At 37.5% G+C, this 22288-nt stretch carries 24 protein-coding genes and 2 pseudogenes; 13 read left to right on the forward strand and 13 right to left on the reverse strand.

Annotation, left to right across the window (positions count from 1 at the left end; genetic code table 11):
• Positions 1–55: 55 nt before the first annotated feature.
• Both AC2JBO_RS13775 and AC2JBO_RS13780 read left to right on the forward strand, forming a co-directional pair.
• Positions 56–286 carry a hypothetical protein gene (locus tag AC2JBO_RS13775; RefSeq protein WP_496954224.1) on the forward strand — a complete coding sequence of 77 codons (231 nt, stop codon included), beginning with the start codon at positions 56–58 and terminating at the stop codon, positions 284–286.
• Complete coding sequence (locus AC2JBO_RS13780; RefSeq protein WP_496954225.1) at positions 279–698, forward strand: retroviral-like aspartic protease; 420 nt, start codon at positions 279–281, stop codon at positions 696–698. Before AC2JBO_RS13775 ends, AC2JBO_RS13780 begins: the two co-directional genes overlap by 8 nt.
• Before the next feature lie 33 nt (positions 699–731).
• On the opposite strand, the pseudogene AC2JBO_RS13785 reads toward AC2JBO_RS13780, so the two are convergent.
• Positions 732–836, reverse strand: a pseudogene (locus AC2JBO_RS13785) (ABC transporter ATP-binding protein); the annotation flags it as partial.
• Positions 837–1260: 424 nt separating this feature from the next.
• Between AC2JBO_RS13785 and AC2JBO_RS13790 the strand changes: the two are divergent.
• Entirely contained in the window at positions 1261–2025 is a 765-nt protein-coding gene (locus tag AC2JBO_RS13790) for an alpha/beta fold hydrolase (RefSeq protein WP_496954226.1), read from the forward strand.
• A 50-nt stretch (positions 2026–2075) separates the two neighbouring features.
• Here the strand turns inward: AC2JBO_RS13790 and AC2JBO_RS13795 are convergent, their stop codons facing one another.
• Entirely contained in the window at positions 2076–3149 is a 1074-nt protein-coding gene (locus AC2JBO_RS13795; protein WP_496954227.1) for a threonine aldolase family protein, read from the reverse strand.
• Between the two features lie 119 nt (positions 3150–3268).
• Entirely contained in the window at positions 3269–4534 is a 1266-nt protein-coding gene (locus AC2JBO_RS13800; RefSeq protein WP_496954228.1) for an MFS transporter, read from the reverse strand.
• Positions 4535–4889: 355 nt separating this feature from the next.
• Between AC2JBO_RS13800 and AC2JBO_RS13805 the strand changes: the two genes are divergently transcribed.
• The 4 genes from AC2JBO_RS13805 to AC2JBO_RS13820 all read left to right on the forward strand — a co-directional run bounded on the left by AC2JBO_RS13805 (position 4890) and on the right by AC2JBO_RS13820 (position 7240).
• The gene (locus AC2JBO_RS13805) at positions 4890–5690 is read left to right on the forward strand and encodes an alpha/beta fold hydrolase (RefSeq protein WP_496954229.1); all 801 of its coding nucleotides are present in this window, start codon (positions 4890–4892) and stop codon (positions 5688–5690) included.
• Positions 5691–5753: 63 nt separating this feature from the next.
• Complete coding sequence (hpxZ, locus tag AC2JBO_RS13810) at positions 5754–6143, forward strand: oxalurate catabolism protein HpxZ (RefSeq protein WP_496954230.1); 390 nt, start codon at positions 5754–5756, stop codon at positions 6141–6143.
• Between the two features lie 504 nt (positions 6144–6647).
• A complete protein-coding gene (locus AC2JBO_RS13815) occupies positions 6648–6848 on the forward strand; it encodes a hypothetical protein (RefSeq protein WP_224180307.1) in 201 nt (66 codons plus the stop codon).
• Complete coding sequence (locus AC2JBO_RS13820) at positions 6845–7240, forward strand: type II toxin-antitoxin system VapC family toxin (RefSeq protein ID WP_496954231.1); 396 nt, start codon at positions 6845–6847, stop codon at positions 7238–7240. Before AC2JBO_RS13815 ends, AC2JBO_RS13820 begins: the two co-directional genes overlap by 4 nt.
• A gap of 5 nt (positions 7241–7245) precedes the next feature.
• Here AC2JBO_RS13820 and AC2JBO_RS13825 read toward each other — a convergent pair whose 3' ends face one another.
• Positions 7246–7386: a carboxysome distribution maintenance protein McdB gene (locus AC2JBO_RS13825; protein WP_496954232.1), complete on the reverse strand. Its 141-nt coding sequence runs from the start codon at positions 7384–7386 to the stop codon at positions 7246–7248.
• A 355-nt stretch (positions 7387–7741) separates the two neighbouring features.
• Here AC2JBO_RS13825 and AC2JBO_RS13830 point away from each other — a divergent pair, with 355 nt between their 5' ends.
• Complete coding sequence (locus tag AC2JBO_RS13830) at positions 7742–10369, forward strand: CHAT domain-containing protein (protein WP_496954233.1); 2628 nt, start codon at positions 7742–7744, stop codon at positions 10367–10369.
• Positions 10370–10416: 47 nt separating this feature from the next.
• Here the strand turns inward: AC2JBO_RS13830 and AC2JBO_RS13835 are convergent, their stop codons facing one another.
• Both AC2JBO_RS13835 and AC2JBO_RS13840 read right to left on the reverse strand, forming a co-directional pair.
• A complete protein-coding gene (locus tag AC2JBO_RS13835; protein WP_496954234.1) occupies positions 10417–10752 on the reverse strand; it encodes a XisI protein in 336 nt (111 codons plus the stop codon).
• Positions 10740–11156 (reverse strand): element excision factor XisH family protein, encoded by a 417-nt coding sequence (locus tag AC2JBO_RS13840; protein ID WP_496954235.1) that lies wholly within the window; start codon positions 11154–11156, stop codon positions 10740–10742. Before AC2JBO_RS13840 ends, AC2JBO_RS13835 begins: the two co-directional genes overlap by 13 nt.
• 255 nt (positions 11157–11411) lie before the next feature.
• Here AC2JBO_RS13840 and AC2JBO_RS13845 point away from each other — a divergent pair, with 255 nt between their 5' ends.
• On the forward strand, positions 11412–11924 hold the full coding sequence (locus AC2JBO_RS13845; RefSeq protein ID WP_496954236.1) for a peptidoglycan-binding domain-containing protein: 513 nt from the start codon (positions 11412–11414) through the stop codon (positions 11922–11924).
• 120 nt (positions 11925–12044) lie between these two features.
• Here the strand turns inward: AC2JBO_RS13845 and AC2JBO_RS13850 are convergent, their stop codons facing one another.
• A complete protein-coding gene (locus AC2JBO_RS13850) occupies positions 12045–12674 on the reverse strand; it encodes a hypothetical protein (RefSeq protein WP_496954237.1) in 630 nt (209 codons plus the stop codon).
• Positions 12675–12837: 163 nt separating this feature from the next.
• Here AC2JBO_RS13850 and AC2JBO_RS13855 point away from each other — a divergent pair, with 163 nt between their 5' ends.
• Together AC2JBO_RS13855 and AC2JBO_RS13860 are read left to right on the forward strand one after the other, a co-directional pair.
• A complete protein-coding gene (locus AC2JBO_RS13855; RefSeq protein ID WP_496954238.1) occupies positions 12838–13002 on the forward strand; it encodes a hypothetical protein in 165 nt (54 codons plus the stop codon).
• 815 nt (positions 13003–13817) lie between these two features.
• Positions 13818–15107 (forward strand): MFS transporter, encoded by a 1290-nt coding sequence (locus AC2JBO_RS13860; protein WP_496954239.1) that lies wholly within the window; start codon positions 13818–13820, stop codon positions 15105–15107.
• Between the two features lie 207 nt (positions 15108–15314).
• On the opposite strand, the gene AC2JBO_RS13865 is transcribed toward AC2JBO_RS13860, so the two are convergent.
• The 4 genes and pseudogenes from AC2JBO_RS13865 to AC2JBO_RS13880 all read right to left on the reverse strand — a co-directional run bounded on the left by AC2JBO_RS13865 (position 15315) and on the right by AC2JBO_RS13880 (position 17425).
• Positions 15315–16007, reverse strand: coding sequence for a CAP domain-containing protein (locus AC2JBO_RS13865; protein WP_496954240.1), 693 nt, complete (start codon positions 16005–16007; stop codon positions 15315–15317).
• Positions 16008–16171: 164 nt separating this feature from the next.
• Positions 16172–16882: a CAP domain-containing protein gene (locus AC2JBO_RS13870; protein WP_496954241.1), complete on the reverse strand. Its 711-nt coding sequence runs from the start codon at positions 16880–16882 to the stop codon at positions 16172–16174.
• A gap of 86 nt (positions 16883–16968) precedes the next feature.
• A pseudogene (locus AC2JBO_RS13875) lies at positions 16969–17166 on the reverse strand (CAP domain-containing protein); the annotation flags it as partial.
• 106 nt (positions 17167–17272) lie between these two features.
• Complete coding sequence (locus tag AC2JBO_RS13880; RefSeq protein WP_496954242.1) at positions 17273–17425, reverse strand: hypothetical protein; 153 nt, start codon at positions 17423–17425, stop codon at positions 17273–17275.
• A gap of 267 nt (positions 17426–17692) precedes the next feature.
• On the opposite strand from AC2JBO_RS13880, the gene AC2JBO_RS13885 reads away from it, so the two are divergent.
• Together AC2JBO_RS13885 and AC2JBO_RS13890 are read left to right on the forward strand one after the other, a co-directional pair.
• Positions 17693–18586: a class II fructose-bisphosphate aldolase gene (locus tag AC2JBO_RS13885; protein ID WP_496954243.1), complete on the forward strand. Its 894-nt coding sequence runs from the start codon at positions 17693–17695 to the stop codon at positions 18584–18586.
• A gap of 307 nt (positions 18587–18893) precedes the next feature.
• A complete protein-coding gene (locus AC2JBO_RS13890; protein ID WP_496954244.1) occupies positions 18894–19154 on the forward strand; it encodes a type II toxin-antitoxin system Phd/YefM family antitoxin in 261 nt (86 codons plus the stop codon).
• A 107-nt stretch (positions 19155–19261) separates the two neighbouring features.
• On the opposite strand, the gene AC2JBO_RS13895 is transcribed toward AC2JBO_RS13890, so the two are convergent.
• Both AC2JBO_RS13895 and AC2JBO_RS13900 read right to left on the reverse strand, forming a co-directional pair.
• On the reverse strand, positions 19262–20197 hold the full coding sequence (locus AC2JBO_RS13895) for a hypothetical protein (RefSeq protein ID WP_496954245.1): 936 nt from the start codon (positions 20195–20197) through the stop codon (positions 19262–19264).
• A gap of 21 nt (positions 20198–20218) precedes the next feature.
• On the reverse strand, positions 20219–22009 hold the full coding sequence (locus tag AC2JBO_RS13900) for a GTPase (protein ID WP_496954246.1): 1791 nt from the start codon (positions 22007–22009) through the stop codon (positions 20219–20221).
• Positions 22010–22288: the final 279 nt, after the last annotated feature.

Below are 22288 nucleotides of genomic sequence, written 5' to 3' on the forward strand. Positions count from 1 at the left end.
AAATTATAGTAGTACTATAGAATTATATTTAGATTATGCTTGTCAAAAATGTAATATGACTGAATTACTTCGTAAAGTTGTAGCAGAAATTGAAAAACTCCCAGAAGAAAAGCAAAATGCTATTGCTTCTCGACTTTTAGCAGAATTGCAACAAGAGTCAGAAAAGTTACTACTGCAACAATTAGCATCCACTGATGCAGTTGTGTGGTCTCCTTATGATGCACACGAAGCTGCTCAAACTTTATCTGAACTTTTAGCTACAGCAAAAAAGGAAGAGAATGATTGAAGGTAAGCGTTTTTCTTTTACTGAACGTAGAAACAATCTTGGTGTTTCTAGTAGTATGCCGTATTTACCCTTAACACTGATGCGTAACAATCTTTCTGTACAAGTTATGGGTTTACTAGATACAGGTGCCAGTGTTAATGTGTTACCTTATGATATTGGTTTACAACTAGGTGCAGTCTGGGAAGAACAAACAACTTCAGTTATACTGACCGGAAATTTAGCTGGTTTCCAAGCACGAGGGTTAGTATTGAGTGCTGTAGTTGACGAGTTCGCACCAGTTTTACTTGCATTTGCCTGGACTGAATCTAGAGAAGCTCCTCTAATTCTTGGACACATGAACTTTTTTGCAGAATTTGATGTTTGTTTTTACCGCTTTGATTTGGCTTTTGAGATAAATCTAAGAAGAAAGTAATTTAAATCTTTTTAAATTCTCTATTGGTTCTTATCACACAAGGCAACCGTCTTCCATATGAATAATGCGGTCTGCAATATCTAGGATGCGGTTGTCGTGAGTAACTAGCACAATAGTACATCCCTGCTCTTGAGCCAGGGTAAATTCAGCGTTCTGTCGTTGGGATTAAAACCAATTGCGTAAAGATTCCAGATTTGTTTATTTTCTGGATTTTTCCATTGCACAGGGCTAAGATAAATCGGACTGACAGATTTTACACCAGTATAACCAATCTATACAGTAGCTTCCAATTACATAATCGCGCTCTAGTGTTCCATCTCTGTTGGCTATACGAAGTACAAACGCAATCCTATTAAAGGTATAAAAATTAATTATAAGCTTGAGTAAATCACTGAGGACTATTTTAGAGTTGTGTTGATAATAAGATGTTGACTACTGACCATCATGTACGCCTTAAAATCAATATTGACTGTATGTTCAGTCATAATTATAATTAGATAGTGATGGTAGTAACCTGACTGCCTGTTATTCCACAAGATGCGCCTATAAGGAGGATACGAAAATGGATTTACATTACGAAATTCAAGGCAAGGGGGAACCAATCGTCCTAATGCACAGCGGTATGGCTGATTTGCGCGATTGGGAATTTATTATTCCGCAGTTGACCGAGACTTATAAATGTATAGCTTTTGATGGACGAGGCGCCGGAAAGTCGCCGTCACCTGTTGAAATTCCCAATTACGTTGAAGATTTGAAGAATTTGCTCGATTTTTTGGATATCGAGAAAACAATTCTTGTAGGGCACTCTATTGGTGGAGCAATTGGAACTGATTTCGCAATGGCATATCCGCAAAGAGTATCAAAATTAGTGCTGGTTGCTCCTGGGTTAACGGGATACCAATTTTCACCTGAATTGGTGCAGCATTTCCAGCAAATTCAAGCAGTGGCGCCAAATATCGAGAAAATGGTGCAACTTAGTTTGGAATTACCTAGTTACAAAGTAGTGGTGGCAAGTCCGCAACGTGACCACATGGTGTTGATGTCAACTCACAATACAAAACGCTCGCTTGAATGGCAGCATTTATGGAAGAATATACAACTTTGGGGGGAATTACCTGCAATTCCTCAATTGAATAAGCTTGCAGTCAAAACTTTGTTTATTATTGGCGCCGAAGATAGTGAGGATTGTTTCCGTATATCAGATATATTTAAACAAGTTCCTGACATTCGCTTTGTTAAAATTTCAGGTGCAGACCATATGCTAACTCTGACTCATCCTGTAGAACTTTCTGATATTATCAAAGAGTTTCTTCATGAGTTGGAATAATGCCTTAAATAATATTAGGTATGTTACATCAAGTGTAACGCACCTAATTTTTATACTTTCACAAAGTTTACAGAATTAATATCTTGAGCAATTACTTCTTTTATATCGCTAATTAATTCATCTATTCTTGCCTGAGTTGTATTCCAAGAACACATTAACCGTATTCCACCAACGCCAAGAAAGCTGTAAAATAACCAGTTTTTTTCTCGTAAGCTGGCAACTACATTTTCTGGTAACTTTACGTAAACAGCATTCACTTCTCTAGGAAACATTATCTCAACGCCTTCTATTTTGAGCAATTCATTTTCTAAATACTCAGCACATTGATTTGCTTGACGTGCGTTTTTGAGCCATGCACCTGTTTCTAACAAGCCAAGCCAAGGCGCCGAAATAAATCGCATTTTAGATGCAAGCTGCCCTGCTTGTTTACAACGATAAGCAAAATCTTCTGCTAACTCTTTGTTAAAGAAAATAATTGCTTCTCCCAACGCCATACCGTTTTTAGTGCCGCAGAAACACAACACGTCTACCCCAACTTTCCAGGTAATTTCAGCAGGACTTTTATTCAGAGCAACTACCGCATTTGCAAAGCGGGCGCCGTCCATATGAATTCTTAAGTCGTGTTTTTGTGCCAAAGAATGAATTGCAGCTAGTTCATCAATAGAATATAAAGTGCCTAATTCAGTAGCTTGAGTCAAACTAATTACTTTTCGTTTGGGATAATGAATATCCGCGCGCTTTCCCAATAATAAAGCTTCTATAGATTCTGTGGTTAATTTACCATTTGCACCTTTAGCCAGCAAAAGCTTAGAACCATTCGACGTAAATTCAGGGGCGCCACATTCACTAGTTTCGATATGGGCATTTTCATGACAAATCACACTATGGTAAGATTGACACAATGCTGCTAGTGACAATGAATTAGCAGCAGTGCCATTAAATACAAAGAAAACTTCGCAATCAATTTCAAACAACTCTCGAAAACTATCTGAAGCTTTGGAAGTCCATTCGTCGTTTCCATAAGCAGGAGCGCTACCCTGGTTTGCTAGTAGTGTATATTCTAATGCTTCCGGGCAAATGCCAGAATAGTTATCACTGGCAAACTGTTCTAAATTATAGTCCATGTGCTGCGTATAATATGAAGTCAGGGAAAGCAGAAACTCTATGTTAGCGAAATTCTTTCTTGCCGTGGATACTTCGTAGCACAGGGACAGGCGAGGACGGCTATCCTACAAGAGCGCCATTAAAAGGTTATGATTTTTCTTGAATTTGAATTTTGGTTGATGCGAAGTACAAGTACCGCTGTGATGATGCATAACGCTCCAGATAGGATAAATGCGTGTAAGTAAGTTCCTAATTCTGTTCGTAAGGCGCCAGCGCTCAGAGTTGCTATTGCTGCACCAATTTGATGAGCCGCTACAATCCAACCAAACATTACCCCTGCTTTTCGGGCGCCAAACACTTGCGTTGTCAACCGTACCGTTGGAGGTACAGTAGCAATCCAATCTAAACCGTAGAATATAGCAAAAAGAGAGAGTCCATGAAACGAAGCAAAACTAAAGGGCAAGAAAATCAAAGATAGTCCCCGCAGCGCATAATACCCGCATAGCAAGTAGCGATTGTTCCAACGGTCGCTTAACCAACCCGATGCTGTTGTCCCTACAAAGTCAAATATACCCATAACAGCAAGCAAACTGGCTGCTTTAACTTCTGGAATTCCATGATCAATGCAAGCTGGGATCAAATGTGTCCCAATTAACCCATTTGTACTGGCACCACAGACAAAAAAGCTACCAGCTAATAACCAAAAGTCCGGCTCACGCATTCCCAATCGCAACGCATTTAAAGTACTCTTAATCGGATTATCTTGGGACTGTGGTACTTCTTCTAAGGCTTCGTTGATATTATTACCAAAGGGTCGCAAACCGATTTGAGACGGTTGATTACGCATTAACAGGGCAATCAGCGGAATAATTATAAACGTTGCTCCCGCAATTGTTAACGCCGCGTTGCGCCAGCCAAATCGTTCCACAATTGAAGCAAGTAATGGTAAAAATACCAATTGTCCCGTTGCTGTACTAGCTGTGAGAATGCCAACTACTAAACCTCGGCGTTCTACAAACCAGCGATTTGCTACAATGGCACCTAGTACCAAAGCAACTACTCCTGTTCCACAACCTACAACAACACCCCATAAAAAGACTAATTGCCAAGGTTGTGATATTAATGTAGTCAAACTAACGCCAATACCAAGAAATGTTAAGGCAAATACCATCGTGCGTCGAATACCAATTTGCTCATACACCGTTGCCGCAAACGGTCCGATTAAACCATAGAGGACTAAGTTAATTGATATAGCCAGAGAAATTGTTGCTCTCGACCAACCAAACTCCTGCTCCAAGGGAACCATGAAAACACCAGGGGCTGCACGGATTCCGGCAGTAACTAGCAAGGCAAGAAAGGTAAGAAAAGCAACAACCCAGGCATAATGAAACGAACGTAAAGGCATACAAGATAAGTTAGAAGGCTAATATATTAACTTATTGTTCCATGTATTAATCGAAACGTCTCAATCGAGCGGGCACAATTCAACTTCCCATATCCAAGCACTATAGTTAAGTGCTACAAATACGAATCAATTTGGCGGCTTTTATGAGTTGGATTCTGTAGAAAATTCCCAAAATTATATTGAAAATTGATTGTTCCCATTTGCGCGCGCAGTAAATAGCAATTTGACATCGAGCAAACTAGCGCATAAATATTAATTTTTCGATACATTTTGTTAAATATTTAATATAATTTTAATATAATTTTAATATAATTTGATATTTACTACATTTTTTAAAACTGTAAAGGTCATAATTATGCCAAAAATTAATGTCAACGGGATTGATTTGTTTTACAACATCAAGGGAACGGGTACACCCTTAATATTAATTGCTGGATTTGATTGTGATAGCTCTTACTGGTCGGCAGTTGTACCAGCACTTGTAAATAATTACCAAGTGATTCTTTTAGATAACCGAGGGGTAGGAAAAAGTTCGGCGCCGGATAGTCCATATAGTATTAAGCAAATGGCTGATGATACAGCAAAACTACTAGATTATCTGGGAATTACCAAAGTACATGTAGCAGGTCATTCAATGGGTGGACAGATTGCCCAAGAATTAGCTTTAGTACACCCCGAAAAAGTAAAAAGTTTAATACTGCTTTCATCTTGGGCAAAAGGTGATGCTAAGTTTAATTCGCTAATTGAAATGTTTGGTGACTTATCTAATCATTTGGAAGCAAGAATTTATCAGAAAACTTTACTACCTTGGATGTATACAAAAGATTTTTACTCAAATGGACGCATTGAAGATATTATTACTATTATTGAATGCTATCCATTTTTACCAGCACTCCACGGAATTTATCATCAAAGTCGAGCTATTCTTAATAACGATACAAGTGAGCGTATCAGCAATATTTATTGTCCAACATTAGTTGTGGTTGGGAAGGAAGATATTCTTACTCCTGTAGCATTTTCTGAGCAACTGGCTAATGGTATCAATGATGCTGAACTTATTGTTATTGAATGCTCTGGTCACGGTTTTTTAATTGAAGCAGCAGATGCTGTGATAAAAGTAATGCTTGAATTTTTAGCAAAACATGCTTTTTTTTAAGCATTTTGTATTACTCGCGCGTTAAATTGTTAAAAACTCATCTGTTTGTCGGAGGTAATAATAATGACCGTAATAAATGACCCGACTGTGGTAGCTGAAGTGACAGCCTTATATCTGAAGTACGAAGAAGCACTCTGTAGTAATAATATAGAGGTGATGGATAACCTATTTTGGGATGCACCAGAAGTTGTACGCTTTGGTCTTACAGAAAACCTCTACGGTAGCGAAGAAATTCGTAAGTTTCGTGCAGAGCGACCAAACCCGAAAATAGAACGAGAAATGTTAAATCTCAAAGTCGTCACCTTTGGTAACGATACGGCAACTGTAACATTAGAGTTTCGTCGTATTATGAATGGTGCAGAGCGCTTCGGGCGCCAAAGTCAAACATGGTATAAGTTCTCTAATGGGTGGAAAGTTGTATCTGCTCATGTTTCCCTATTACCAATACCATAAAATTTAAAACCCCTCTCCAATGTCGGGGAGGGGTTGGGGAGGTGCCACAAAAATTTATATGCCCACTCACGAGAACCGCGATTTAAACACCCTTACATATGAGCAATTGCAGTTCCCGACCACAGTCCTGCTATTAAATTGCAGGCGCCTCTCCTCTCTCTGCACGCGCAACTTGTGCAATGTCATTAGCGGATAGCACACGTTCCAGGTGGGGAATTTGTGAGCGTGCAAGATGCTTTTTTACGTCAGATAGTACGAAGAGTGTCTGATGTACGCTTACCAATATCCGTAAACCGTTGACTTGAAATTTTACCAAGCGCCTGTTCCAGTATACAAATTTAAGATATATCAAGCGTGAAGAAGGCGTCTACCTTGAAACGAACTTCGATTTTAGTATGTGTAAGTACTAATGAACGATACTTTATCGGCAGTCACGCGCTTAAACATGTGGAAAGGCGCCGTGTAGCGCTATAATACCGTAAGCGCTTAACAATATTTGGACTTATGCTGATTGAAAAGATTGTCCAAGAACTGCAAGATATCCCCGAAGATAAACTAGCACAAATTTATGACCTGATTCATTACTTTCGATTAGGTTTAGGTCAGGAGCAGAAACAACCCCGTACCCCTGGTTTATTGAAAGGACAACTCGGTGATGCTTTCTTTGAACCACTGCCAGAAGAGGAACTTCAGCAATGGGAATGAGCTATCTTCTAGACACGCACGTTTTTTTATGGTGGCTTTTTGATGACCCAAGACTAGGAACTGATAGCCGAGAAATTATCGCTAACCCGGATAATAGTATTATTTTGAGCAGTGTTTCGGCTTGGGAGATTGCTACTAAATACCGTATTGGTAAATTACCCGAAGCAAAACAACTTGTTGAGGAATATTCACAAATATTGGAGCAGGCTAAATTTATTGAACTCCCCATCACTACAGCTCATGCACTTAGAGCAGGAAGTTTACCAATTGAACATCGAGACCCCTTTGACCGTATGATTATGGCTACTGCTGAAATTGAAAATTTGCCTGTTATCACTTATGATGTAGCCTTTCAAACTGGATTAATTCAAGTAATTCCTGACTCCAAGTAAAGTCTTCAGTAAGAATTACCTAACATTGTTATTAACCATTTAATTTGACCGACTCGCTTGCGTTGGTCGTATCTTCGTTTTGCTTCTGTGGTAATTTTTTGTATCAGTGTTTCATCTGCGTTTGTAATAGTAAATATACTTGTCATTTTATCTTAGCGTTGATTATAGATCTATTGGTTTGCTTTAAGATTTACTTTATTTTGGCGCCAAGAGTACTGGTTTTATCTCCTCATCACAGGCGCCAACACTTAGATTACGCACCTATTTTGTATAACTATTTACATACTTAGATACTTAAAAAGCTTGGCGCCTATTAGCATTGTTGTCCACGTTTGTTAATTACTAATACTTTCATTGATTTTGTTTGTAATAGAACTAATAAAAAGTTCATCCCATATGGGTAGGTCATCAAAAAAATAACAGTATTCTTGCAGATGTAACCCGTTACCAGGTATACAGAGTAAAGAGTGAACGTTGATTTTAAGAAGAGGGATTAATTAAATGAACAAAAATCTCAAAGCCTTATTAAAACAAGTCAATACGGTATTGCGCTGCATTAAAAAATTTATAACTCGACCTCAAAATAGCTTATACAGACTCATCTACATTGGTTTTATATTCTTTTTGATTACCCTTTCTCAGCCGTTTATTCCCTATTCGCTCCTCTCTACTCATTTTCTACCGTCACGAGTATTAGCGCAAAGTACTGATGGAAAGAAAGCAGAAGCAGATAAATTATTACAGCAAGGTATCAAGCAGTATGAAACAAGTCAATTTAACGCAGCATTAAAATCTTTGCAGCAAGCGCTCGATATTTACCGAGAAACAAAAGAACGTCAACTGGAGGGTTTTGCATTGGTTAGTATCGGTGCTACCTATCGTAGTTTGGGAGACTACCCCAAAGCAATTGACTACAATTTGCAATTTTTGAAAATTACCCAAGAAATAAAAAACCGTAAATGGGAGAGTAATGCACTAAATAGTCTTGGTATAGTCTATTTCACTATGGGAGACTACCCAGAAGCCATTGAATACTTTCAACGGGCTTTAAAAATAGTCCAAGAAATAAAAGACTCTACAGATGAGAGTATTACATTGAGTGGTCTCGCTGCTGCCTACTCATATTTGGGAGACGACCCCAAAGCCATTCAGTACTATTTACAATCTTTGAAAATTGCCCAAGAAATGAAAGACCGTAAAGGGGAAGCTACTGCGTTGGATAATCTCGGTACTTCATACAAAAATATGGGAGACTACTCGAAAGCCATTGAGTACCATTTACAATCTTTGAAAATTGCCCAAGAAATGAAATACTATCAAGAGGAGGATAATGCACTGAGTAATCTTGGTAATGTTTACCGAGCTTTGGAAGACTATCAAAAAGCCATTCAGTACCACCTACAATGTCTAAAAATCGCCCAACAAATGGAAAACCCTACAAACAAGGGTTCTGCACTGTTTAATCTTGGTATTACGTATTCGTTTATGGGCGACGACACCAAAGCCATTAAATATCACCTGCAATCTTTGAAAATCGCTCAACAAATAAAAGACCGTAACAGGGAGGGTACTATACTGGGTGTTCTCGGTTTTTCCTACGCTAGTTTGGGAGACTACTCCAAAGCCATTGAATACCAAATGCAGCATCTAAAAATCGCCCAAGAAATAAAAGACCGTGATGGAGAAGGCATGGCACTAGATAATCTAGGACATACTTACTACAAAATCGGAAACTTCCAGTTAGCAGAAAGTACCCTCTTTAAATCCATGAAAGTAAAAGAATCTCTACGAGGCAGATTAAAAGATAAGGAGAAAATATCAATGTTTGAAACGCAACGCAATACGTACAACACATTACAACAAGTCCTCATTGTTCAAAATAAAACTGATACAGCATTAGAAATAGCAGAACGTGGTCGAGCTAGGGCTTTTATTGAGTTACTAGCATCTAAATTATCAAATAATCTCAACGAACAATTATCTACTCCCCCAAATATTGAGCAAATCAAGCAAATTGCTAAATCGCAAAATGCTACTTTCGTAGAATATTCCAGACTAGTTGGTGACTTCAAAATTGAAGGCAAATCTAGAGCAAAAGAATCAGAACTTTATACTTGGGTAATCAAACCAACAGGAGAAGTTACTTTCCGCAAATCCGACCTCAAGCCATTATGGCAAAAAGAAAACACAGAACTCGCGCAACTAGTAACTAAAAGTCGCTCATCAATTGGTGCGAGAGGTCGAGGTATTAAAGTAACTTATAATCCTGATAATATATCAACAGCCGAAAAAAATCTTAAACGACTTCATGAGCTATTAATTAAACCCATCGCTGACCTATTACCCACAAACGAGAATGAGAAAGTTATCTTCATCCCTCAAGATTCTCTATTTCTAGTTCCCTTCCCCGCATTACTCGACTCTAACAATAAATTCTTAATCGAAAAACACACAATTTTAACATCCCCAGCAATTCAAGTTTTAGGTTTAACCCAAAAACAAAAGCAGAAAGTAACAGGTAAAAGCGCCTTAATTGTTGGCAATCCTACAATTTCACCGGATGTTATTAACCAATTTGGCTTATCTCCTCTCCCAGGTGCTGAAAAAGAAGCAACTGAAATTGCGACAATTTTAAATACTCAACCCATTCTTACTAAACAAGCAACAAAAGCTCTTGTATTACAAAAAATGGCGAGCGCACGCATAATTCACCTTGCAACCCACGGCTTAATTGATGATATCAAAAATCTTGGTGTTCCCGGCGCCGTAGTTCTCGCTTCTGATGGTAAAGACAATGGCTTATTAACATCTGGTGAAATTTTAGATTTAAAACTTGGTGCAGAATTAATTGTTTTAAGTGCTTGTGACACAGGAGTTGGTAAATTGACTGGTGATGGTGTCATTGGTTTATCGCGCTCGTTAATTACTGCTGGAACTCCCAGTGTGATTGTTACTTTATGGAAAATAGCTGATGAAAGCAGTAAGCTTTTAATGACAGATTTTTACCGCAATTTACAACAAAACCCAGATAAAGCTATAGCCTTGAGAAAAGCAATGTTAAATACTATGAAAACACATCCTCAACCTAGTGATTGGGCTGCTTTTACGCTGATTGGCGAAGCAAACTAATTAAATCTTCGTGGGCTAAAATTTTAGCCTACGCAGGTAGTCTTTGCTTACATCACCGCATAATCACTCATTTCCCGCATATAAGGAGGATAAAATCCTAATACAATATCTTGTTTCGGCACACCTAACTCAACTAAATCAGCGGCGATATCATGCTCTGTTGAATTATTAAAAATCCATACCTTTTCATTCCGGATATCTAAATGTATTATACAATGATGGATCCATCGTTGATGATGCCAACCAAAATGTACGATTTGATAATGATTTCGTTGCGTATCGAAAATAGTTTCAACTTCAAATTCACCATAAGCAGGCTTAGTTTGAGCATAACTTATCAGTAGTTCTTGTACTATTTGCTGATAATGTGTTAATTTATCCATTGAACAATCTCCTCATTTTTAATATTGTAAGTAACTAGTTTTATAGAATTTTCTTGTATCATTGAGGCAGGAAAATCAAGTTGAAAGAAGGTGTTATAAGTTATATCAGGAACTGCTAAATAAAGAATACGGTCAGCATCTTCACGACGCAGCGCTGCTCGATAGTTAATAAATTGCCCCATCGCCATGTGAAATTGTGAAATTGTCGATGTGCTAGCTAAGAAACTTTTAATTTCAACCGCAATTTTCTCAGTTCCCCGTTCTGCTGCTAGTAACCGTTCCGCTCCTAAGTCAATTTCCATATCAACACCACCTACCTTAATTTCTAATATATCGTGAGTTATATTCCACCCATCTTTGATTAGGGCTTTTTTAACAACTTCATGAAAACGATCTTTAGCCACAAGAAATTAGTCACCCCTCCGCGTTTGTGACTCTAACCTACCACATTACTCAAAAGTCCTGTTAATTTCAAACCTGACGCAGAATTAAAAGACGGTGTGTAGCGATATTATCAAGCAAACTGGCGCCTGTAGTCGTCGAATGTTATATCATGTCCGTTTAAGAAATAGTACCCTGTTGTGTACCAAACAAAGTACGTAATCCTAGGGAAGCGCCGTGATGAATTACTTAGATAACAATTCACACAGGAAAAAATTATGACAGACACATTTAGGACAACCGCTCAACTTCAAAAACCGGTTCTAAAAGAAGGTTCCAAGGGTGAGGCAGTTAAAGAATTACAAAAACTCTTACTAAAATATAATGCTTACGTAACACTTAACAGTTCCGGCGCCTGTGTATTCCCAGGAGAAGAAGTAATTGATGGTAACTTTGGTGCCAAAACTACAGCCGCAGTTAAACTATTCCAAGCACGGATGTTTTTAGTACAAGACGGTATTGTTGGTGATAGAACTTGGCGTTCATTGTTCAAAGGCGCCCCTGTAGATATGCCTAGTTTACAGAAAGGCAGCAAAGGAGACTTAGTTAAAGCAGTTCAACAAAGACTATCAATTGGTGGTTATGAAGTTGGCGCCATTGATGGTGACTTTGGCAACCGTTTAGAGAAAGCTGTAAGACAGTTACAAAAAAATACTGGCTTGACTGTTGATGGTGTAGTTGGCGACCGCACTTGGTTTGAGTTAAGCAAGATTAGTACAGTGTTCTGCTAAAAAACTTTCAAAAATTATATTGACCTGCAATTGTGGGATGGGCATCCTCGCCCGTCCCATATAACTTTATATAAGAGGCGGGCAAGGATGCCCACTCCACAAGATAAAAATTCTCCAACATCAAACAATAACACCCGAAATGCTGTCAGAAATTGATGTAATTGCAACTAAAATTCCCAAAAGCTCATTCAAAGGAGTTAAATAACGCTCATTCAGGTCAACTTTTACTTGCTGATTTTTATCCATTGAAAGAAATCTCCATACTTGTCCAGTTGTGACAGTACCGTAAACAGTTTTAATATTTTCTTCCAAGTTTTTTTGATTAACTATTTGTGCAGCATACATTTCGGCGATACACTGTGCAAGTCCATCGTTAATATTTTCGTTTTTTGCTTCTACAATTACTACTACTGGTGCTTTAATTACCAGTTTATCTGGATTGTGAGTAAGAATAAAATCACAAAATCCTGTTAATCCTCTACTCGCATCCACATTAAAATTACGACCCGAAAATAAACTTATCTGAGAGTTAATATAAGCAATCTCACTTAAAATTGGGGCAATTATATATTCTGAGCGCGCTTTTTCTGTATTAATAGCAGTCGCTAAGGGTGTGAATCTCTTTAACGCTTCAATCAAAAAAGAGCTAGGTTCAATTGGTTCAGAAATTATTAAGTTTTGTACTGATTCAATCGTTGTAATTCCCAAAGTTCTCAGACTATCTAAGTCTTTAAAATCACTATAAGACATTGCTCATAACCTAATTTTTTTATTAAATCTATTTTAATTTTTTTTATCATAAAATTTGTAAAAATATATTAATATATATTAAGTTGGTTCACTTTCACGAGCACAACTTCTTACCCACTGTAAATTTGTATAAGGCAACAAGTCCTGAAGGCACAATCAATAAATGCACACACAGTTAAAGCTTTCATCAATACAGAAAAGACTCGCAAGGGAATTAGCAACACCTACAAACAACACGGCGCCAGAATATGAAAAAATTAGACATACTCTTACTGGTTCGCAACGCACGGTTACAATTACCATTCAAGTTCTACATCAATTGGGATAAGCTGATGTAAATGAATGGAGTCCACTTTTACCTAGTAGTCCAGGTGAAGTAATCAGCGTACTTGTACGGAGTATTACTGTTTAATAAAATACTCTTAAAGCATATAAAATATGGCGCCAGTTAAGTTACGCGCTCTATAAGTACTATAAAAGTACTATAAACATGTCTTCAGCATGTACTTAGGCTCACATCTTGCACCAACGTATTAATACTTAATTTATTTATTTACAATAAACATAAATTTTTATCAATAACACGAAAAAATAGCCTTTTTAGCCTGCGTATGCAGGCTTTGTTCGTATAGTCTCACCCTTCTAGGGTGTAGGTGCAAGATATAAGTTAGGCGCCTTCTGTAACATCACACCCCCAGGAACTATTGGAGACAACATGAAGGAACCACAAGAGTATTGCCGTAAATGAGTACCTATATATCATGCTTTTGTATCGGATTTAACGCATTCTGATAACTTCAGCCCCGAATTTGCATTTTAGAATATTGCTGCCTACACAAGATACGTCTATTTCCTTTATTCAATTGCAGCAAACGACAAAAAATTAATTACTTTATTCATTCAAGGATTCACCCAATTGGGGAATGCGATTGTTTGCAGGTGTGATGTGATTGCTTTAGTTTTATTTTATATTTTCACTTGTTTATGGTGCGTGAAAGCACTGACGTTACGTTTCATTTTATATTTGTAATGACTTTCACGCACCCTACAATACCTAAATAAGAACCGTTATCAGTGCTGAAGAGAAAAAAGTATAATATAATACTAAAATAACAGTATTATTTATCAGGGAGGCATATACAATTGAGGGGCTGGCTAAAAAATAATATATATTTACATCTACCTGCATTCCAGTCGCGTAACTTTAGACTCTTCTTTGGTGGACAAACGCTGTCACTGTCAGGCACGTTTATGACGCAGGTAACGATTTCCTGGTTAATTTATACCTTGACGGGTTCTGCTTGGTTGCTTGGTTTAAACGGGTTTCTACAATTTTTACCGACATTAGTTCTGGCGCCGTTTTCAGGGGTTTTGAGTGACCGTTGGAGTAAGCGCGATTTATTGATACTGGTGCAAGTGCTAGGAACAGTCGCTTCTTTAACTTTAACGACACTTTCGTTTTTAGGATTGGCAAATTTTTGGGTGCTAATGATTTTCAGTATTTGGGGAGGATTTCTAAAAGGTCTAGATATGCCTGTGAGGTATGCGATTGTAATTGAAACAGTCGATAACCGTGACCATTTAAACAACGCTATCGCCCTTTATTCTGCCATGCTCAGTAGCTCTATGTTAATTGGACCTGCTATTGGAGGTTTATTACTTGCTTCTTTAGGCGCCAACTATTGCTTTCTTTACGATAGTTTAAGTTACGTTGTGGCATTATTCACGCTTATTTCAATGAGATTACGACCAACTCCTTCTCATATTTCTACATCTGGAAGCAACACTTGGCAAAAATTACAAGAAGGATTTAGTTATATATATAATGTCGTGCCAATTCGTGCCATTTTGTTACTTTTAGCGTTAAATGGTTTAGTTGGTACTGTCCATATGGCCTTATTTCCCATCTTTGCATCTAACATTCTTAAAGGTGGTGGGGATACAATGGGCTTTTTGAGTGCAGCAGGTTCTGTAGGTTCAGTTATTGGCTGTTTTTATCTTAGCTTGCGTCGGCGAGTGTTGGGTTTAGAAAAGTTAATGGCATTATGTCCTGCTATAAGTGGAATTGGCTTAATTGCTTTTGCAATATCTAGACAAGTTTGGCTTTCGTTACTAATTCTAGTCATAATAGGTGGCGCCGGAATGCTTATAGTGTCTTGCGGTAACACTATCGTCCAAACCTTAGTTGAAGACGATAAGCGGGGTCGAGTGATGAGCCTTTATTCTCTATCTATAATTGGTACGCTACCTTTGAGTAGTTTGCTCGCTGGTAGTTTAGCACAATATATCGGCGCCCCAAATACGGTAATTGCCAGTGGTATTATTTGCCTTTTGGAATCAATTTGGTTTGCTCGGCAGTTACCACTTTTGACAAGTTGGATTAAAATGAAAACAAATTTGCCGAATGATTTAGCTGAAGCTGCAACGCCATAAATTACATCTTACAATATTATAAATTGGGAGAATAGGGCTAACTGTAGTTAAATCGCCAAATATATCGCCATTCCACTCAGATAGCTTTATCAACTTATTGGTATCAGCCGATACAAAACCGTTTGTATCTAACCAATCACTGAAGCGCGCGAGGCTTAAATTGTCTTTACTATGATGAAAATGTATGTATTAGGGCATTTTGGAATATCAACTAATTTTATTTACATATCCACCCGCATAATCAATTACACACATTTGTCTGTAGGTAGAGTGAATACCAAAAGCGACTCCTGCTAATTTGAATTCGGGGTTAAATATATTAGTTCTATGACCTCGGTCGGGTACTCCATCATCAATAATTAATTGCATGACAATATCTTGCGCTGTAGGAGAACCGTAACTAATGTTCTCTCCAGCTATACGTTGCCAACTTCCATAGCGTTGCATCCGTTGAAAAGGGTTACTGCCATCACTTCCTGAATGACCTGTTAAACCTTTACTTCCTTGGTCTAGAACATGGTCACGCGCGGCAAGTGATAAACCCTTCGATACATTTAAAGCAGGTACGGGGGTAACTTTTTTAAGGTATTGAATAGCTTCGTCAACAGCAGGAACACCTTCTTGAGTTTGAAGATACAAATGAGGTGAAAGTTTAACTCGTTTACCGTCAAAGCGCTTTTTATAGTTTTCTAAAATTTTGACATAAGCAGCTGGGTTAGTTCGCGCTTTGTTCATTTCTACAACAACTTGTTGTTCCAAACGCGATAAGTCACTTTCGGATGCAGGAACACCAGAATCACTTGGTTGTATAGAAATGGGAAAATCAGGTTGCAGCACAAGTTGACACGAGGAGAGGAGTAAGCTGATAGGGGTAAATACCCAAGGAAATATCCGACGCATTGGTGTTGTTACTAATGAACACATGTATTGTAGATAATTTCACTTTCTAACAGCAGCTTTTCGGAAACCATCCGTAAATATTTACGAGTGAAAACACAATAAACCCGTAGAGACGTTACATGTAACGTCTCTACGATGAATTGGTTATATGTGTTGGTCAAAGCTTATTTATCTTTAAATCCACCAGCATAAGTAATTACGCACATCTTTCTGTATTTAGCATGATTTCCAAACCCTACCCCAGCAACTTTGAAATTAGGGTTAAAGATATTTTTACGATGTCCTCTGTCTGGTACACCATCATCAATAATCAATTGCATAACAATGTCTTGGGCAGTCGCAGGACCGTAGCTGATATTTTCGCCAGCGGTAGTTTGCCACTTTCCATATCTACTGATGCGAGAAAAGGGACTACTGCCATCGCTGCCATTATGACCGATGGCGCCTTTTGCTCCTTGGTCTAGAACATGGTCTTTGGCGCCTTTTGACATTCCTCTAGATGGGGACAAAGCACCCATCGGACGTTGTGACTTCAAAAATGCTAGCGCTTCGTCAACTGCTTTGGTTCCTTCCTGAGTTGCTAAAAATGAATTGTTGCCAATTTTGACTTTATTACCTTGAAAACGCTTACGGTAATCTTGGAGAATTGGAATATAAGACTTAGGGTTTGTTCGTACTTTGTTTGTTTCCGCAATTACCTGTGATTCTAATGATGATAGGTAATTAGCGCTTGCTAACATCATTGGAGTTGCTTTGACTGTTGGGTTAGATACTTCTTGAGATGTAGACTTAGCCAAAGATGAGTCAGACAGAAATTGCGGCGCCAGTGTGAGTATTAAAGCGATGGGAAGAAACAACCAATTTGACCGATGCATTTATGACCTCTCAACAGAAGTTATACTGATTGATTTAGTTACAATGTGTTGACGTGCTATAAAACTAAGTTGTTTCCATGCATTGTTTATTTATTGGCTTGGGTGTTTGCTTCGTCAAATCCACCAGCGTAAGTGATATCACATATAGCACGGTATACAGAGTGATTACCAAATGCAACTCCAGCTACTTGGAAATCAGAGTTGAACATATTTTTTCGGTGTCCGCGCGTTGGTACACCATCATCGATAATTAGCTGCATAACAATATCTTGAGCAGTTGTGTAAGTAGGTGGGCATAACAAGGTAGGAGGCAGAAGTCAGAAGGCAGGAGCAAAGAAGCTTTGGAGCAACTTTACTTTTCGTTACATACTTCCGTTTTTTTGCGCCTTCCTACTTAACCATAGCTTCATCAACAAGCACTATACCTTCTTGCGTCTGCATGAACTTGCGTTTTTCAATTTGAACTTTATTTCCTTGAAAGCGCTTTTTGTACTCTTCCATTATTGGAATATAAGACTGTGGATTTGTACGAACCTTATTCATTTCTATAATTACTTCTTTCTCTAACTGTGATAGATATTCTACTTGTAGAGTAGTTACGACTTTTGAAATTTGTTGAGCGACTTAATTTATCAGGTAAATAGTGGAATTTTAAAAAAAATTATGCTTGTATATATACTGCGGCAATATACTGATATAGCTCAAAATAAGATTACAAAAAAACTTAATTATTTTCAACTTAAAACTTTTGCTTTATCCTGATATGTTGGAATATAGCAGTAACGTTTAAATATCTAGAGTGCAAATAACATGCTTGCTTCAACAAGGGATTTGCTCGAAACCGCGCGCAGGAATGTTTATGCAATCGGCGCCTTCAACATATATAATCTGGAAGGGGTTAAAGCGGTAGTTCAAGCTGCCGAAACCTCATCAAGTCCAGCAATGCTGCAAATTCACCCTGGTTCACTCAAATATGGTGGAACCCCGTTAGTGACATTATGTATGGAAGCAGCACGCACAGCAAAAGTACCTATATCAGTTCACCTTGACCACAGTACCTCGATAGGCGCCATTCAACAAGCTTTAAATGCAGGAATGACATCTGTAATGGCAGACGGTTCACCTTTACCGTATACAGAGAACCTAGCTTTTACTAAACAAATGACGGAATTAGCACATCAGAGTGGCGCTGCAGTCGAAGCAGAAATTGGTAGAATAAGCGGCAGCGAAGATGGAATGACAGTTGAAGAAAAAGAAGCTTTAATGACCGACCCAGACCAAGCTGTTGAATTTGTAGCAGCTACAAAAGTTGATTTTTTGGCTGTAACTATCGGGAATGTACATGGAGAATATAAGAGCAAACCAAGACTTGATTTTCCCAGACTAGTTCTTATCCGCAAAAATATTGATATTCCATTAGTATTGCATGGCGCCTCTGGTTTACCACCAGAAATGATAAGCAAGTCGATAGAATTGGGTGTATGTAAATTTAACGTTAATACAGAGATACGTCAAGCATATGTACAGAACTTGAAAAAAGATTTAAGCACCTCAAAAAGTCCCGACTTAGTAGACCTAATGCAAAATGCGATCAACGCAATGCAAACCGTAATAAGTGAAAAAATACAGCTTTTCGGTTCCGCAGGAAAAGCTCACTTACACGAATCACCCTATGCAAGTATGTTAGCAGGGCAACAGATGTAACGGATATTAAAAAAATATTTTAATTTTTCCGTAACTGCTAAAACTCTACTGTATCTATACTCATAATAAAGCGCGGCACAAATAACTTATAAAACGGTGCCGTTTTCAATGTGTACTTAAAAACTATCTTTTTTGGCACCATTAAAATGGGATGTATTATTTACATCCTTTTTTATTGGAATATTTAGAGTATCTCAAATCAAATTTTTATTCCTAGGCGCCTATGAATGAAAAATACTCCGAAGGGATTGCTTGATATATTTGCGGCTGTTATACTTGTACAATAACCTGTACAAGTATGAAACCGATGAAAGTTGTGTCTTTTAGCGAAGCGAGAAATAACCTCAAGGATGTTTTAGACCGAGTAGTGGAAGATGCCGACTATACTATCATCACAAGAAGAGATGCAGCAGATACTGTAGTGATGTCTCTAGATGTATTTAATAGTTTGTTAGAAACGGTACATTTACTTAAATCTCCGGCTAATGCTGCCCATTTAGAGCGTTCTATTGCTCAGTTTAAGCAGAAGAAAGTAGTGGAGCGAAATTTGTTGGATAAACAGGTTTAATTTAACCAGTAGTACCATTTTGCGGCATTTGCTCCATGCTCAAATCATATGTACTATTAAAGTATGTTAACCAGTAGTACGAAGTGGCGCCAGTGGAATAATTATCATTATTTTTTTGGATTGATACATCTGGCTAAAAGCTTTTCTGCATTTCCTAACAAGTTGTCTGCAATAATCCGTGATGTAATAGTGCCATCCAAATTATCATACAAGTAAGAAGAATGAGCATCTTCTGCCGCAGCGACCATTGCCATATCAGATTGCCCTAAATTTCTTAATGTATGCTCAGTGGAATTTGCATCTTGCCAAACATACTGGTCACAAAATAATAACTCAGCACTAATTTGATTTTCTATAGCAGCTTTCAAAGGATAGGCAATCAAATCAGAGGAATGAATTATATTTACCCATCGTAGCTTGTATGCTCGTGTAGTCTTTTGAGTTTGTTTTACATTACAATTTTTAATAAAATGGTTAACTACAGAGAAATCAATATCTAACATCTGTGTTACAAATAAGAGGGGAGAACCTAATGTTGTAATGCTTGCTAAATTTAATTGGTTGAGCTTTTCCCTAAAAAGAAAAGCTGGGTCGTCCAGATGTAAACTATCTGAGAAAAGCAAATCCCAAAGGATTAAAGCACCTAAAGAATGAGCAACTATGTGAATTTCAGTTTCATTGGCATGGTCACGTAAAAAACCATTGAACTGTTCAGTAATAATCTGGCGTATTCTTCTTCCACGTTCTTGATTTTGATAAATTAAAAAATCTCCTAAAAAATTACTGATTAACTCATTTCTTCGTTTTTTATATCTAAAAACATCACCATGCCATCCTTTATACTCTTTATGCTTTGCGTAGGCTTTTGAAAGGTCATCTTCAATATACCCAATAATTTGATGTTTTTTATTATTGAATTCGTTTCCCCAAAAGCTTGAGTAAAAATATGATGGGTTTGGTAGCTGTTTTTTAACCTTGTTTATAAGTACATCAGCATAAGTACTTTGTTGAGTATTGACTCCGTGAACAAAAAAAATAAGCATATTAGATATTTAATGATTACTCTACTTCTTTTCTAACCAAACTTGAATCCCTTCAATTGTTTGTGATTTTCCTCGACTTCCACAAAACTGACCATTTGAATAAGTACGAGAGTCACCTATACCTTGTATACGACACTTGTAAGAAATCTTGTAGTTAGGAGCTGCAACTCCTGTTAACTCAATAGCAAAACCTTCTAACCGTCGCCACTCACCACGAGTACCAATAAATTCACCCTCGCTTACCCAAGGTACATCACCTTTGTCTTGCAAGTGAGCCATGTACTTTATACTTAAGCCAGGAATATGAGGTACAACATTTAGCTGAAATCCTTCTAGGCACCTATATGGGTTACGAGTACCAGCGAATTCTCCATTGCGATATACTCTATCTTGTATTTCTTCCAAGTGAACTAGCACGCTTAACCCAATTTGCTCCCTTTGGTTATTTTGAGAATCTGTACTATCTTCTTCAAAAAGCTGATGCAGTATTTTTCCAATCTGATAAGCAAGCTGTTCTACTTTATTTTGTTGTACGAATTCTTCAATTTTATTAGCTTTTAAACAAAGAAGTTTTTCTAATTGTAAAAAACTGTATTCAGGATGGGTAACATTACTTAATGCATATAATAGTTCATATATTCCTGGTAGCAATTCTTTAAGTCCATCGATTCCTAAAGCATTAGTTTCAATTATGCTTGTTTGAAAACTTTTTCCTAAAAATGCTTGTAAGTTTTCTAAAAAATCTTTGGGAGAACGAGTAAACTTATACTCTTTTCTTCCAGCCTCTATGGCTTTATCAGCTATCTTCCAGGCATTACCGTTACAGCTTGACCAAGTATTTTCATCAACTGAGTAGTGTTTACAAATAAATGCGAAAAGCCATAAGTATGCAGCTTTAATATCATTAACCTGGTTTCCTTTGAGAAGTATAATTTCGGCGAGCAAGTTACTGGACTCTTTAATAATAAAGGAAAGTCTACTCAGTTTTCTAGTGCTTATAAGTGACTCTTGAAGCTTTGCAGGAGACACTTTTTGAGGCATTATACTGAATAGCTTGATAATTAGCTCAGATAATCCTTGTCCAGAAATAGATGAAACTGCTGTTAATTCATTGTCAAATAGCTTATTATAGCTGTCTAACTGACCTTGACTTTCCTGAATAGAAAGATTGTTCAATTCGTCAAGATGAGTACCAGTAACAACAATGTATTCTCCAAATTTATTTTTAAGCTCTAGAAAAAATCCTCTTAAAGCTCTCTTTTCATATTTATTAAGAGTACGCGAAATATCTACTAAAAATAAAATAGCATCTAGCTTTGGCAATTGGTTAGTAGGTAACTTAATAATTTCAGGTGGTTTTTCCTGAAATGGTACAGTAGAGAACTGTGTAGCATCTTCTTCTTGTGGTATTTCTAAAAATAGCCGAGTAATATTCTCATATCCTAAATCTTCATCGCCAGCAAGCCCTGGAGTATCATAAATTCGTAAGCCACTAGGAAATTCGGCTACAAGGACACAGTTCGTCGTGTCAGGTGTTCGTTGAACTTCCGAGATAGATTTACCAAACAGCGCATTGATTAAACTAGATTTTCCTGCTGAGGTCATTCCAACTAAGGCAATATTTGGCGCCGCACCTGCATTCATCGTGTGTAATACTTTAGCAATTATATCTGGACGTTCATCTGAATAGCCTAAATCATAATCTTTTTGGAAGTATTCCCATACATGTTTACCAACGTCATTTATAAAATCAATAGCTCCAGAGCTTTTTGCTTGTTCAAGGATAGTTAAAATGTTTTCAATTAATTTCATATTAAATATTCTCAACCTTTTGTTGCATTTTTTTGGTTTTTATTCTCTTCGCGTTCACTTCTCTTTTAAGCTTTTAATTGTTCCTTTTCTAATTTTTTAAGTTCTTGAGCTTCTTTCTTTTGTTTTTGTGCTGAGAATTTTAATTCATTAATCTTCATCTTTTCTTCGGCTTTTGCTTTTTATTTTGCTAATTTTTGAGAAATAATTTGTCCTTTTCAATACCTTCGCCAGATTTAAGAACTGCTGGAGCAGGCACTAGCTGGGTGAATGCGCCCTAAA

It is taken from the genome of Calothrix sp. CBUCES-K 9914 (assembly GCF_059640475.1).